Source organism: Arthrobacter sp. 2YAF22_2 (assembly GCF_052114645.1).
Lineage (GTDB): Bacteria > Actinomycetota > Actinomycetes > Actinomycetales > Micrococcaceae > Arthrobacter.
In genome coordinates, this window is sequence record NZ_JBFRFD010000002.1 from 14,820 (window position 1) to 28,781 (window position 13,962).

12 protein-coding genes and 1 pseudogene are annotated in these 13,962 nt (G+C 67.3%); 4 read left to right on the forward strand and 9 right to left on the reverse strand.

Annotated features, from left to right (window positions below):
* Positions 1 to 161: 161 nt before the first annotated feature.
* A complete protein-coding gene (locus AB4Y86_RS00235) occupies positions 162 to 1,121 on the reverse strand; it encodes a diacylglycerol/lipid kinase family protein (protein WP_441399356.1) in 960 nt (319 codons plus the stop codon).
* A gap of 212 nt (positions 1,122 to 1,333) precedes the next feature.
* On the opposite strand from AB4Y86_RS00235, the gene AB4Y86_RS00240 reads away from it, so the two are divergent.
* Entirely contained in the window at positions 1,334 to 1,579 is a 246-nt protein-coding gene (locus tag AB4Y86_RS00240) for a hypothetical protein (protein ID WP_441399357.1), read from the forward strand.
* 251 nt (positions 1,580 to 1,830) lie between these two features.
* A complete protein-coding gene (locus AB4Y86_RS00245) occupies positions 1,831 to 1,974 on the forward strand; it encodes a hypothetical protein (protein ID WP_441399358.1) in 144 nt (47 codons plus the stop codon).
* A 33-nt stretch (positions 1,975 to 2,007) separates the two neighbouring features.
* Here AB4Y86_RS00245 and AB4Y86_RS00250 read toward each other — a convergent pair whose 3' ends face one another.
* From AB4Y86_RS00250 to AB4Y86_RS00285, 8 genes are all read right to left on the reverse strand, one after another.
* Positions 2,008 to 3,906, reverse strand: coding sequence for an FAD-binding monooxygenase (locus AB4Y86_RS00250; protein ID WP_441399359.1), 1,899 nt, complete (start codon positions 3,904 to 3,906; stop codon positions 2,008 to 2,010).
* A gap of 90 nt (positions 3,907 to 3,996) precedes the next feature.
* Positions 3,997 to 5,523, reverse strand: coding sequence for an NAD-dependent succinate-semialdehyde dehydrogenase (locus AB4Y86_RS00255; protein ID WP_441399360.1), 1,527 nt, complete (start codon positions 5,521 to 5,523; stop codon positions 3,997 to 3,999).
* A 31-nt stretch (positions 5,524 to 5,554) separates the two neighbouring features.
* Positions 5,555 to 6,391: an HpcH/HpaI aldolase family protein gene (locus tag AB4Y86_RS00260; protein WP_441399361.1), complete on the reverse strand. Its 837-nt coding sequence runs from the start codon at positions 6,389 to 6,391 to the stop codon at positions 5,555 to 5,557.
* Positions 6,376 to 7,161 carry a 2-oxo-hept-4-ene-1,7-dioate hydratase gene (gene hpaH, locus AB4Y86_RS00265; RefSeq protein WP_441399362.1) on the reverse strand — a complete coding sequence of 262 codons (786 nt, stop codon included), beginning with the start codon at positions 7,159 to 7,161 and terminating at the stop codon, positions 6,376 to 6,378. The genes AB4Y86_RS00260 and hpaH overlap by 16 nt, the downstream gene beginning before the upstream one ends.
* Positions 7,162 to 7,164: 3 nt before the next feature.
* Positions 7,165 to 8,238 (reverse strand): 3,4-dihydroxyphenylacetate 2,3-dioxygenase, encoded by a 1,074-nt coding sequence (hpaD, locus tag AB4Y86_RS00270; protein WP_441399363.1) that lies wholly within the window; start codon positions 8,236 to 8,238, stop codon positions 7,165 to 7,167.
* A 39-nt stretch (positions 8,239 to 8,277) separates the two neighbouring features.
* A complete protein-coding gene (gene hpaE / locus AB4Y86_RS00275; RefSeq protein ID WP_441399364.1) occupies positions 8,278 to 9,792 on the reverse strand; it encodes a 5-carboxymethyl-2-hydroxymuconate semialdehyde dehydrogenase in 1,515 nt (504 codons plus the stop codon).
* A gap of 17 nt (positions 9,793 to 9,809) precedes the next feature.
* Entirely contained in the window at positions 9,810 to 10,499 is a 690-nt protein-coding gene (locus tag AB4Y86_RS00280; RefSeq protein ID WP_441399365.1) for a GntR family transcriptional regulator, read from the reverse strand.
* Positions 10,492 to 12,012 carry a fumarylacetoacetate hydrolase family protein gene (locus tag AB4Y86_RS00285; protein WP_441399366.1) on the reverse strand — a complete coding sequence of 507 codons (1,521 nt, stop codon included), beginning with the start codon at positions 12,010 to 12,012 and terminating at the stop codon, positions 10,492 to 10,494. Before AB4Y86_RS00285 ends, AB4Y86_RS00280 begins: the two co-directional genes overlap by 8 nt.
* A 236-nt stretch (positions 12,013 to 12,248) precedes the next feature.
* On the opposite strand from AB4Y86_RS00285, the gene AB4Y86_RS00290 reads away from it, so the two are divergent.
* Together AB4Y86_RS00290 and AB4Y86_RS00295 are read left to right on the forward strand one after the other, a co-directional pair.
* Positions 12,249 to 13,649 (forward strand): MFS transporter, encoded by a 1,401-nt coding sequence (locus AB4Y86_RS00290; protein WP_441399367.1) that lies wholly within the window; start codon positions 12,249 to 12,251, stop codon positions 13,647 to 13,649.
* Positions 13,650 to 13,744: 95 nt separating this feature from the next.
* A pseudogene (locus AB4Y86_RS00295) lies at positions 13,745 to 13,962 on the forward strand (FAD-binding oxidoreductase); the annotation flags it as partial.

A 13,962-nucleotide genomic window follows, 5' to 3' on the forward strand; every position in this document is an offset into this window, starting at 1 on the left:
CCTTGGCAGTCGGTTGGGAACGACGGCGGCGCTGGCATCCAGCTGAATCTTACGCCGGAGCCCCGACGGGCCCCGGCAAACAGTCCGTTCAACGGAAGAGGTGCCAAGCTGGCCGGGCCCGCGGAAATCCTCGCGCACCGGCAGGTCCCGGCAGCTGGCCCCTAGCGCTGGGGTTGCTTCGTCATCCGGAGGGTCAGCGCCCCGTGCTCCACTGCGACCCTGAGATGCTTGGCCTTGCCCAGGTGATCGCCGTCGAGCTGGAACTCCTGTTCGTGGTCGAGGCTGATTTCGGCGGTCCTCCCGGTGAAGTACTCGACCGACTTGTTCTTCCCGTTCTTGCCGTTCTTCCGACCGAACATCCCGGCGAGCACGCTGAACCAGCCCAGTTTGCCCTCGGGCGCCAGGATCAGGACGTCGAGAATGTTGTCATCGAGCCTGGCGTCGGGGAAGACTTCCACGCCTCCGGTGATCTGGCCGCAGTTGCCGACCATCACGCTGCGGACCCGCCGCCGGACCGGGTGCTGTCCATCCATGCTGATCTGCGCCCTCACCGGTTTGCCGGGCAGGTGCCGGATGCCGGCCTCCACGTAGGCGAGCCAGCCCACGCGGTCTTTGAGCTCGTCGACGGTGTTCGCCATGATGGCCGCGTCGTAGCCAAGGCCGGCCATGACCAGGAAAAGCTGCTCCTCCTCGGTGTGGTCCAGGCTTGCCTTCACCACGTCCACCTTGATGTCCGTACCGTTCAGGACGTCATAACTGGCCGCCACGGGGTCGGTGATATCGACGCCCACGTTCCGGGCCAGCAGGTTGCCGGTGCCCAGTGGGACCAGGCCCATCGGCGTCCCGGTGCCCGCGAGGACCTCTGCCACGCACCGGACGGTCCCGTCGCCGCCGGCGGCGATCACGACGTCGACCCCGGCTTCAAGCGCTTCGCGCGCCTGGCCCATGCCGGTGTCCTCGGCCGTGGTCTCCAGCCAGAGCGGCTCGGCCCAGTTTTCGGTTTCGCAGAGCCGGTAGAACGCGGCCTTGAAATCCTTGCCGGAAGATTTCATCGGATTGATGATCACGGCGGCGCGCTTGGGCTGGTCGGTGGATTCCTGCGCGGCATTGTTCTTTGGCATGGCGCCWTTCGTACACGTGGGCGGGAGGTGTCCCGCAGGAAATCCTATCGGGGCCGGCGGAATTTACTCGCGCCGCAGGGCAGGCAATCATGGACGCACTGTCCGGCCGGTCACTACACTGGCCATGTTCAGGGACTGAAGCGTACCGGCCCGGCCGGAGGCCTTCCGGATTGACCGGGCCGGCCGCGTTCCAGACGGGAAGGCGAAACCATATGACCGGACCAGAGGAAAACTACTCAGCCGAGGCTGAAGCGTCGAGCAGGGACCCCCACGACTGGGGCAGGGCAATGGCACTGGCCCTTACCCGGCTGGCGGAGCAACTCGCCCCGGAGGACAGCGAAAACCGGCACACCAGTCTCGTGGACCGGCCCCTTCAGCTGATGATCCGCGACGACGAGGAAGGCGTCACCATTTCAATCTCGACGCAGGCTGATTCGGGGAATGATGCCCGGCCCTAGCTGGGGCCGGACCGAAACAATGCCGCGCGCAGCAGGGTTTTCCTGCCGGGTTATGCGAGACTGAGCGGGCTACCGGCCCACAATTGGCCGGAACACTCATCTCATTTGGGGGAATGATGACAGAGCGCGCTGATTTTGACGCCAGAAAAAAATCCGGATCCTTGGGCCGGACCGAGCCGCAATACAGCCAGCGCTGGCCGGACGGGGCGCCTTGGCCGGATTCTTCGGAACACCGCCAGGCTCTCCTGCCAGTGTTGCCACTCCCCCGGCCCAACCCCGTGGAGAAACCGCTGCGGGAAACCATGTTCGCACTCGCCGTGATCCCGGTCGGCGTCGGACTCTGGATGATCCTGTGGAAGCTACGCCGACTGCCCGGCCGGTGGAGCCGCGGCTAGGCCGCGCCTCCCTAAAGGCGCGGCCGTCCGTCGCTATACCGTCCGGTGCCCCGCGGCCGGCAGGAGTGCCGCGAAGAATGCGCCAAGTTCGGCCGTCGCGGTCAGGGGCAGGACGTTGGCCACGTACTGGTCCGGACGTACGACGACGACGACGCCGCCGCGGTCCAGGCCGCGCAGCTCGAAGATGTCCGCTGTCGGATTCGTGGCGTACACCTTCTCCAGGTAGGTCAGCTGGAACGGACCCACCTGCGGCTTGAAGACCGCCGGAACGGCGCCGATGTCGACACTGGTGTGGTCCTGCTGGTAGATCACCTTCACGTCGAACCACGCGTCGCGGTCGGCGCCGTCGCGGGTGGCGGCGAGCGGGGAGTCGGGCGCGTTCTCCAGCCAGGCGGCCAGATCAGTGGTGGGTGAGGGCGCACCGGCCGCGGCAGGATCAGCGAAGACGTAGATCCGCCACCGCCCGTCCGCCTTGGCCTGGTGACCGAGCTGCAGCGGGTTCGTGTCGCAGACCCGCACGACGGAAGCGGACTTGAAGCGCTTGCCGATGGGGAACCCGGTGGCGAGCCCTTGGTGAACCGGTTCGCCGATAAGCATGGAGGGGGCGTACTGGGTCATAAAGCCGGCGGGGAACTCGGCCGTGCTGACATAAAAGTCCTCCAGCTCGGACGGGTTTTCGAACTCCTCCGGCTTCTTCGCCATCAGCGTCGACCATTCCTTGTCGAAGTCGATGAGGTTCTTCGCGACGACCTGGCGCTCGGCCGAGTAGGTGGACAACAGGGTTTCCGGGCTGCGGCCCTCCAGCACATGACCGAGTTTCCAGCCAATGTTGAAGCCGTCCTGCATGGAGACGTTCATGCCCTGACCGGCCTTGGCGCTGTGGGTGTGGCAGGCATCGCCGGTGATGAACACCCGCGGCGAACGGGAGCCGAGCTGGTCCGGGAGGACGTCGTCGAACCGGTCTGTGAGTCGGTGCGCCACCTCGTACACGCTGTGCCAGGCGACGTTGCGCACGTCCAGTGTGTAGGGGTGGATGATGTCGTTGGCCTTGGCGATGATCTGCTCGATGCTGGTGCTGCGCACTGCGCCGGCGTCCGTCTCCGGGACCACGCCAAGGTCGACGTACATGCGGAAGAGGTGCCCGCCTTCACGGGGGATCAGCAGAATGCTGCCGCCCGTGCCCGACGTGATCGCGCATTTGGTGCGGATGTCGGGGAAGTCGGTGTTGGCGAGGACGTCCATGACGCCCCAGGCGTGGTTCGCCTGGTCGCCGGCCAGGGTGCAGCCGATCGAGTCCCGCACCTTGCTCCGGGCACCGTCCGCGCCCACGACGTACTTGGCCCGGATTACGCGTTCCCGGCCCTCATCCGGGCCGACCGTGTGCGCGAGCGTCACACTGACGGGGTACTCCCCCTCGCCCACCTCGAGGCCGCGGAACTCATAGCCGTAGTCCGGAGTCATCCGGGTGGGGGCATTGGCCATGACCTCGGCAAAGTAGTCCAGGACGCGGGCCTGGTTGACAATGAGGTGCGGGAACTCGCTGATCCCGGCCGGGTCGTCGAGGGTCCGGGCGGCACGGACGATGCGGGAGGGGTCGGCGGGGTCCGGCTTCCAGAACGCCATCTCCGTGATGCGGTACGCCTCGGCGATGATCCGCTCGGCGAAGCCGAAGGCCTGGAACGTCTCGACGCTGCGGGCCTGGATGCCGTCTGCCTGGCCGATGGCGAGCCGGCCCCCGCGGCGCTCCACGATCCGGGTCGTGACACCGGGGAACTGGGACAGCTGCGCCGCTGCCACAACGCCCGCCGGCCCGGTGCCCACAATGAGCACGTCAACCTCGTCGGGAAGTTGGGCGGGCCGGTCAATGCCGACGCCGGCTGCCGGCTGGACTCGCGGGTCACCGGATACGTATCCGTAGTGGTGGAACTGCACGGGCTTTCCTCACTTCTTTGTGCGGCACTATGCCGAATTGGGTACTCGATGGTAGAACGTGGCGTCCTGGCCTCGAGCATGTTTCCGTTGTTAGTTGGCGTGGTCGGCCCAGGGATCGGCGATGCCGATGTACTGGGTGGTGGTGTATTCGGCGATGCCTTCGGAGCCGCCTTCGCGRCCCAGGCCGGAGTGCTTGACGCCGCCGAAGGGTGCTGCGGCGTTGGAGATCACACCGGCGTTGAAACCGACCATGCCGAATTCGATCTGTTCGGCGACGCGCAGCAGCCGGTTGAAGTCCCGGCTGTAGACGTAGGAGGCCAGGCCGTACTCGCTGGCGTTGGCCAGCCGGATGGCGTCCGCTTCGGTGCCGAACGTGGTCACCGGTGCCACCGGGCCGAAAATCTCCTGGCCGAGGATGGCGGCATCGTTGGGTACGTTGGCGAGCACGGTGGGCGGGTAGAAGTAGCCTGCGCCCTCGGCCGGCGCACCGCCGGTGACGGCCGTGGCACCGGCGTCGATGGCGGCGCTCACCAGCGCGTGGACGTCATCGCGGGCGACGGCATCGATGAGCGGCCCTACCTTCGTTGCCGCCTCGGTTCCCCGGCCCACGCTGAGGGCTGCCATGGCTGCGGCGAACCTGGCGGTGAACTCGGCTGCCACGGATTCCTGGACCAGGAACCGGTTGGCGGCGGTGCAGGCCTCGCCCATATTGCGCATCTTGGCGGCCATGGCGCCTTCCACGGCTTTGTCCAGGTCGGCGTCCGCGAAGACGATGAACGGCGCGTTGCCGCCCAGTTCCATCGAGGTGCGCAGGACGTTCTGCGCGGCGTCAGCCATGAGCCGCTTGCCCACGGCGGTGGAGCCGGTGAAGGACACTTTCCGCAGCCGCGGATCCGCGAGCAGCGGGCCGGAGATGCCGGCCGCGCTGGACGAGGCCACCACGTTGAGGACGCCCGCCGGGAGCCCGGCGTCGAGCATGGTCTGCGCGAAGTACTGGGCGGTCAGCGGGGTGAGCTTGGCCGGCTTGAGGACCATGGTGCAGCCTGCGGCGATGGCGGGCGCCACCTTGCGGGTGGCCATGGCGAGCGGGAAGTTCCAGGGGGTAATCAGCAGGCACGGCCCCACCGGCTTGTGCTGCACCAGGATCTTGTTCTTGCCTTCCGGGGTGCTCAGGTAGCGGCCGTAGTCGCGCACGGTCTCTTCGGAGAACCAGCGCAGGAACTCGGCGCCGTAGCTGACTTCGCCACGGGCTTCGGCCAGCGGCTTGCCCATTTCCAGCGTCATGAGCAGCGCGAAGTCGTCGGCGCGTTCGGTCACCAGGTCGAAGGCACGGCGCAGGATTTCCGCGCGGTCCCGGGGCGCGGTCCGGGCCCAGGCGGCCTGGGCCTTGTCCGCGGCGTCGAGGGCGGCCAGGGCGTCCTCGCTGGTGGCCGACGCGAGGGTGGCGAGTACCTCGCCGGTGGCCGGATCGTGGACGTCGAACGTGCCGCCGTCGGACGCGTCCCGCCACTGTCCGTTGATGAGCAGGCCGGCGGGGACCGACGCGATCAGCGCCTTCTCAGTGGCAGGGGTGATGCCGGGGGAAATTTCAGGGGCCGGGGCGGCTGAAACAGTCATGGATAAGTCCTTAGAGATTGCAGCGGAAGGTTCAGTAGCTCGCGGGGGTGTCGCCGTCGCCGGCCGCGCCGTTGACCCCGATGTACTCGGCGGCAAGCGCCTCCGAGCTGCGCGCCAGGATGGCGACATCGGCCCCCACCAGCACGAAGGCGGCGCCGGCCGCGAGATACGCGCGGGCCGTCGTCGGGTTGAAGGCGTTCACGCCGGCCGGCTTACCGGCTGCCCTGGCCGCCGCGAGGCAGTGTTCGACGGCGGCCCGCACCCGGGGGTGCTCTTGCTGGCCGAGCACCCCCAGCGAGGCGGCGAGGTCGGAGGGGCCCAGGAAGATGCTGTCCACGCCGTCCACCGCCAGGATGTCCGCCACGGCCTCGACGGCGGCAACGGACTCGATCTGGACACTCACGCTGACGGTTTCCGATGCCCGGGCCAGGTAGTCCGGAATCCGGTTCCAGCGGGCCGCGCGGGCCAGCGCCGAGCCGACGCCGCGAACGCCCTGGGGCGGGTAGCGGGTGGCGGCCACGGCGGCCTCGGCCTCGGCGGCCGAGTTCACCATGGGTACCAGCAGGTTCTGCACTCCGAGGTCCAGGTACTGCTTGATCACGACGGTGTCATTGACCGGCGGCCGGACCAGCGCGTGGACCGGGTAGCCGTTGACCGCCTGCAACTGGGCGAGGATGGATTCGAGCCCGTTGGGGCTGTGCTCGGCGTCGATCAGGAGCCAGTCCAGGCCCGAGCCGGCGCACAGTTCGGCCACCAGGGGGCTGCCGGAACAGACCCACATTCCGGCCAGCGGACGACTGGAGCCGGCCAGGGCATCCCGGAAGGTGTTCCCGTAAACGGTGTTCCCGGGTTCTACTCGAAGCGGCATGTCACGACTCCTAGCGGTCCGTAATCGGCGTGGGCGGTGTCGCCCTTGGCGACCCACATGGGGCGGGTGAAGGAACCGGCCAGGATGATGTCGCCGGCCTTCATGCCGTCGCCGTGGGCGGCGATCTTGTTGGCCAGCCAGTGGACGCCGGCGGCCGGGTGGTCCAGGACGCCGGCGGCCACACCGGTTTCCTCCACGGTCTGGTTCTTGTAGAGGATGGCGGAAACCCAGCGCAGATCGACGGCGTCGGGCTTCACCGGACGTCCGCCCACCACCATGGCGCCCATCGCAGCGTTGTCCGCGATGGTGTCCACGATGGTCCGGCCCTCCATCTCGATCCTGGAGTCCAGGATCTCCAGGGCCGGAACCACATAATCGGTCGCGTTGAGCACGTCGAAGATGGTGCAGCCGGGCCCGGCGAGGTCCTTCTTCAGCACGAACGCCAGTTCCACCTCCACCCGCGGGTGCGTGTACCGGTCCCACTCCACCGAGCAGCCCGTTTCCAGCACCATGTCATCGAAGATGGCACCGTAGTCCGGTTCGGTGATGCCGGTGGCCGCCTGCATCACCTTGGACGTCAGGCCGATCTTGCGTCCTACCAGTGTCCGGCCTGCGGCCTCGTTGCGGCGGCGCCACAACCGCTGGACGGCGTAGGAATCCTCCACGGTCATGCCCGGGTAGCGGGCGGTGAGGCGGGGCACCGGCGTCCGGCTGCGGCCGGCCTCCAGCAATTCGTCCGCGATCTCCTCGATCGTTGTCGGGTCCAGCATGGCCTAGACCTGGGCGCCGAGCTTGAAACCGCGTTCGTTGCCGGGTTCGCGGGTGTAGGCGAAGCCGTCGGCTCCGATGGTGACGGCCATCTCGCTGCTGTCGGTGCGGAGGACCAGGGGCTGGGGATTGCCGTCAAGGTCCAGCACCAGGGAGGCCTCGGTGTACCAGGACGGGACCACGGGGTTGCCCCACCAGTCGCGCCGCTGGTTGTCGTGCACGTCCCAGGTGATGGTGGGGTTGTCCGGGTCGCCGGTGTAGTAGTCCTGGGTGTAGATCTCGATCCGGTGGCCGTCCGGGTCCAGGATGTAGAGGTAGAAGGCGTTGGACACGCCGTGCCGGCCGGGACCGCGTTCGATCCGGTCCGAAATCCGCAGGGCGCCCATCTTGTCGCAGATCTGGATGATGTTGTGCTTTTCGTGCGTGGCGAAGGCGACGTGGTGCATGCGGGGTCCGTCGCCACCGGTCAGGGCGGTGTCGTGCACGGTCTGCTTGCGGTGCATCCAGGCCGCGTAGGTGACGCCGTCGGAGTCCTTGATATCCTCGGAGACCCGGAAGCCCAGGTCCTCGAGGTACTTGCGGCCGCGGGGAACGTCCGGGGTGACCTGGTTGAAGTGGTCSAGGCGGACCAGTTCWCCRGCGSWGTAGAGGTCGTAGCGCTGGGTGAGGCGCTCSACGTGCTCRRYKTCGTAGAAGAACTCGTACGGGAAGCCCAGSGGRTCYTCSACGCGGACGGAGTCGCCGATGCCCTTGGTGAAGCCTTCCTTGCGGCGTTCGGTGCGGCAGCCCAGTTCCTTGTAGTACGCCTCGGCGGCGTCGACTTCGGCGGGGGACTTCACCCGGTAGGCGAAGGCGGCGACGGCGGCGATGGGGCCCTTGCGCAGGACCAGGTTGTGGTGGATGAACTCCTCGAAGGAGCGCAGGTAGATATTGTTCTCGTCTTCCTCGGTGACGTGCAGGCCGAGGAGGTCAACGTAGAACTCGCGGGACTTGGCGAGGTCGGTGACGACGATCTCCATGTAGGCGCAGCGGACGATGTCGGGTGCGGGGACGGAGGGCTTGGGAATGACGTTGTTCATGGGACTCTCTCTTCGTCGAAAGGGGCTATCGGAAGACGCTCAGGCGCCGAATTTGGGGGTGTGTACCGTGCCGAGGGTGATGTGCACGGCCTGCTGGTCGGTGTAGAAGTCGATGGAGCGGTAGCCGCCCTCGTGGCCCAGGCCGGAGGCCTTGACCCCGCCGAAGGGGGTGCGGAGATCGCGGACGTTGTGGCTGTTGAGCCACACCATGCCGGCCTCGACGTTCTGGGAGAAGTTGTGGGCGCGGGTCAGGTTCTGCGTCCAGATGTAGGCGGCGAGGCCGTACTTGGTGTTGTTCGCCAGGGCGAGGGCCTCCTCGTCGGAATCGAACGGGGTGATCGCGACGACGGGGCCGAAGATCTCCTCCTGGAAGATCCGCGCGTCCGGGGAGACGTCCGCGAAGACGGTGGGGGCGATGTAGTTGCCCTCGGGCAGGTGGTCAGGGCGGCCGCCGCCGGCGAGCAGCCGGCCTTCGGACTTGCCGATCTCCACGTAGGAGGCCACCTTGTCGTAGTGCTCCGGGTGGACCAGCGCGCCGACCTCGGTCTTGGGGTCGTGCGGGTCCCCTACCACGATGTTCTTGGCGCGGGCCGCGTACTTCTCACAGAATTCCTCGTACACGGCGCGCTCCACCAGGATGCGAGAGCCGGCGGTGCAGCGTTCCCCGTTGAGCGAGAAGACGCCGAAGAGGGCGGAGTCGATCGCAGCGTCGAGGTCGGCGTCGGCGAACACGACGCACGGGGACTTGCCGCCCAGTTCCATCGACAGGCCCTTGAGGTTGGCCGCGGCGTTGCGGAAGATCGTCTGGCCCGTGGTGGTTTCCCCGGTGAAGGAGATCAGCGGCACGTCCGGGTGCTTGACGAGGGCGTCGCCGGCTTCCTCGCCGAGGCCGTTGACGAGGTTGAAGACGCCGTCGGGCAGCCCGGCGTCCTTGAAGATGGTGGCCCAGAGGGAGGCGGAGAGCGGAGTGAATTCGGCCGGTTTGAGCACCACGGTGTTCCCGGTGGCCAGCGCGGGGGCCAGCTTCCAGGACTCCAGCATGAACGGCGTGTTCCACGGCGTGATAAGGCCGGCGACGCCGATCGGCTTGCGGTTCACGTAGTTGATCTGCGCACCGGGGACCTTCATGGCGTCGTCGAACTGGGCCACGATCAGGTCGGCGAAGAAGCGGAAGTTCTCCGCGGCGCGGAGCGCCTGGCCCTTGGCCTGGGTGATCGGCAGGCCGGTGTCGAAGGTCTCCAGCTCGGCCAGGCGCGCTTCCTGGGCTTCGACGGCGTCGGCGATCCGGTTCAGGACGCGGGCACGCTCGCGCGGCTTCATCTTCGGCCACGGGCCGTTGACGAACGCCTCGCGGGCCGCGGCGACGGCCAGGTCGATGTCCTCTTTCTGGCCCGCGGCGGCGGTGGCGTAGTTGGTGTTGGACACCGGGTCCAGGACATCGAAGGTCTTCCCGCCCACGGAGTCAACGAATTCGCCGTTGATGTAGTGCTGGATGTGGGTGGGCAGGTCCTGCGGAACATAGTGCGTCCGGGTGGATTCGGAGGTGAACGTCATTGTTGTTTCCTTTGCGACTAGTGCAACGCGGGCGTTGGCTGAGGGAGCGAGGGGGCCTGGGCGAGGTAGGCGTCCAGGGTGGCGCTGCGGTGGCGGCGGGCCGCCTTTTCAATGGAGTCTGCGTCGGCACCGGTCTCGATCAGGCGGAGGATCGCCTCGTGCTCCTCCACCGATTCGTGCGCCCGGCCGGGGACGAAGCGGAACGTGGACGACCGCAGCGAGCCGAGCCGGTTCCAGCCCCGGTGCACCAGGTCCAGGATGTGGGGATTGGGGCAGTGCTCGAACAGGACGCTGTGGAAGTCCTGGTTCAGCCTGGTGAAGCGGACGGGGTCGAAGTGTTCCAGGCATTCACGCATCCGCTCGTTCACTTCGCGGGCGCGGGCCACGTCGGCCGCCCCGATCAGTGGCGCCGAGAGCGCCGTGGCGGCGCCTTCGACGATGCTGAGCGTCTGCATCGTGTAGAGGTACTGGACGGGGTCGATGCTGGCGACCGTCGCGCCGACGTTCCGCTCGAACGTCACCAGCCCCTCGGCCTCAAGCCGGCGGATGGCCTCCCGGACCGGGACGGCGCTGACGCCCAGCTCCTCCCCGATTTTGGCAAGCACCAGCCGGTAGCCCGGGGAATAATCGCCCTCGAGAATGTGCGCCTTGATGACCGAATAGGCCCGTTCGGACTTGCTGCCGGAGGCCGCCGCGTCCTCACTCATCGGGCTGTCCGGCATCCGCGGACGCCGCCCATTCCTGGTACCTGGTGCGCCATTCGGCGTTGAGCGGGTACAGGCCGTCCACGCTGTGGCCCTGCTGCACCATCTCCGCGATGAAGACCTCCTCGCGCTCCTGGGCGATGGAATCGTTGGCGAGCTCTTCGGCCAGGGCCGGCGGGATCACCAGGATGCCGTCGGCGTCGGCCACGATGATATCTCCGGGCTGCACGGTGGTGCCGCCGCAGGCGATTGTGATGTCCGTGTCCCACGGGATGTGCCGGCGGCCCAGGACGGCGGGGTGCGGGTTGGAATAGTAGGTGGGCATGTCCATGGCCGCCACGGCCGAGAAGTCSCGSACGCCGCCGTCGGTGATGATGGCSGCGGCGCCRCGGACCTGSGCGCGGAGCGCCAGGATGTCGCCGATGGTGCCGGTGCCCTTTTCGCCGCGGGCCTCCATCACGAGGATTTCACCTTCGTTGACTGAGTCGATGGCCTGCTTCTGGGCGTTGAACCCGCCGCCGTGGGCCTTGAAAAGGTCCTCGCGGTTGGGCACGTAGCGCAGGGTCCGGGCCAGTCCCACGATGCGCCGGTCCGGCCGCGTGGATGTCAGTCCGTCGATGCTTACGTTGTCCAGGCCGCGCTTGCGCAGCTGGGAGGACAGGGTGGCGGTGCACACGCTCTCCAGCTTGGCTTTCAGTTCCGGGGACAGGGCCGCGGGCGCCGGGGCCGGCAGGCCAGCGGCTTCGCGGGAGCCGTAGGCTTCCTCCCGTTGCAGGTCATCGGTTTTGGGCTGCGCGCCGAACTCCGCGAACGGCGACGCGCCTTCCGCCACCCGGGTGACCAGCCGCCCCGTGCTGTGCGCGGCGTCGCCGCCGGCCGGCGTCGTGCTGGCTTCAACTGTGCTTACTTCAACTTCGACGACGTCGCCCGGCTGGGCGACGGAGGCGCCGGCCGGAGTGCCGGTCAGGATGATGTCGCCCTCTTCGAGGGTGAGCAACTGCGAGAGGTCAGCGACCAGCCGCGCGAAGGGGAACAGCAGGTCCGCCGTGGTGTCGTCCTGGACAAGCTCGCCGTTGTGCCAGGTGCGGACACGGAGCGCGGCGGGGTCGACGGTATCGGCATCGATCAGACCCGGGCCGACCGGAGTAAAACCGTCGCCGCCCTTGGAGCGGAGGTTGGATCCCTTGTCCGCGTAGCGGAGGTCGTAGACGCCGAGGTCGTTGCTGGCCGTCACCCATCGGACGTGGCTCCAGGCGTCCTCGACGCCCACGCGGCGGGCGGGTTTGCCGATAACCAGGGCGATCTCGCCTTCATAACCAAGCAGTTCGCAGCCGGCCGGACGCTCCACCGTGGAAGGGGCGGCAGCCGAGCCGACTGCCAGGGAGGACGACGGCTTCAGGAAGTAGGAGGGCTGCGCCGGGGTACGGCCGCGCTGGGCAGCCCGGCTGGGGTAGTTAATGTGCACCGCGATGACCTTGCGGGCCGCGGCCAGCGTGGCGTCATTGACCTGTTCCAAAGCTTCTCCTCAACCAGTACAAAATCGTATACGAAATTATGCATACCTTCTGGGCGTCCGTCAAGCCCCCGCGGCTGCGATGCCAACCTTCCGCGCGGACGCCTTTTGACATGACCTGCATCACAGCTACAATGATGGATCATATACGGTTTCATGTATAACGAGTCTTGATCATCCCTGCATGTCCACCTTTACCGGGCCACATTGTCGTGCTCGGACTGAAGCGAAGGAAAAATATGAGCACCCTGTCGCATCCGCAGCGCAGTACTGCGAAGGAGAACCGGCGGGTAGCATTCGCTACCATCATCGGCACCACCATCGAGTGGTACGACTTCTTCATCTATGCCAACGCAGCGGGCCTGGTCTTCGCCAAGCTCTTCTTCGAACCGGCCGGGAATGACATCGGCATCCTGCTCTCCTTCGCCTCGATCGGCCTGAGCTTCCTTTTCCGGCCGCTCGGCGCCTTCCTGGCCGGACACTTCGGCGACCGCCTGGGACGCCGCGCCATGCTGGTGCTCACCCTGGTCCTCATGGGCGCAGCGACCACCCTGATCGGCGTGCTGCCCACCTACGAGACGGCGGGCGTGATCGCCCCGATCCTGTTGCTGACGCTGCGCATCCTGCAGGGCGTTTCCGCGGGCGGCGAATGGGGCRGTGCCGTGCTGATGGCAGTTGAGCACGCTCCCCGCGGCAAGCGCGGCCTCTTCGGCTCCTTCCCGCAGCTCGGCGTCCCGCTGGGCATGATCCTCGCCTCCGGCATCCTGGCCCTGATGTCCGGTGTGGTCTCGCCCGGCGCCGCCTTTGCCGAGTGGGGCTGGCGCGTTCCCTTCCTGCTCAGCTTCGTCCTGATCATCGTCGGCTTCATCGTCCGCCGCAGCGTCGAAGAAAGCCCGGTCTTCGAGGAAATCGTGCAGAAGAAGCAGCAGACCCGCGTCCCGATCGTGGAGCTGTTCAAGAAGCACTGGCTGCTGGTCATCATCGCCGCCCTGGTCTTCGCGGGCAACAACGCTGCCGGCTACATGACCACCGGAGGTTACGTGCTCAACTACTCCACGAACCCCAAGGGCCTGGCCATGGACCGTACGGAAGTGCTGCTGGCCGTGACCGTCTCCGCCTTCACCTGGTTGATCTTTACCCTGGTTGCCGGGTTCCTGGCCGACAGCATCGGCCGGAAGAAGACCTACCTCATCGGCTACGCCAGCCTGCTCGCCGCGGTCTTCCCGCTGTTCTGGCTGGTGAATACCGGCAACGTCTGGGCGCTGCTCGTGGGCCTCGTCCTGCTGACGGTCGGGCTCGGCCTGACCTACGGACCGCAGGCCGCCCTCTACAGCGAACTGTTCCCGGCGTCCATCAGGTTCTCCGGCGTGGCCATCTCGTACGCACTGGGTTCCATCCTCGGCGGCGCGTTCGCCCCGACCATCGCCACCGCCCTGGTCCAAGCCACCGGGACAACCACCTCCGTCTCCGTTTACCTGATGGTTGTCGGCCTGGTTTCCACCGGAGCCGTGCTGGTGATCCGGGAACGCAAGGGGATCGATCTGAGCATCAGCAACCAGGCAGAGCAGGAAGTCGGAGCCACCATTTTCGACAAGCGCACGCCGGCCGTCGGCGCGACGGCAGACAGCGCCCGGGTGTGATCCACCACCAACCAACGGTGCGGGGACGGCAGCAGGCTTTTCGCCCTGCCCTCCCGCACCGCCCCGCTTAGACGACGCCGGCAAAGGAACACGAATTGAACATCGCAGCCTTGCTGTTGCAGGCGCTTCCCGGCAAGGTGGTCACCGACGCCGTCGAGCTTGGGCAATACCGAAGCGACCGCTCCGGTCACCAGTCCGCCGGAACGCCGGTTGCCGCGGTGCATGCGCAAAGCATCGAGGACGTCCAGGCTGTCTGCCGGATCGCCTTTGAGACCGGCACGCCCGTCGTGACGCGGGGAGCAGGATCCGGCCT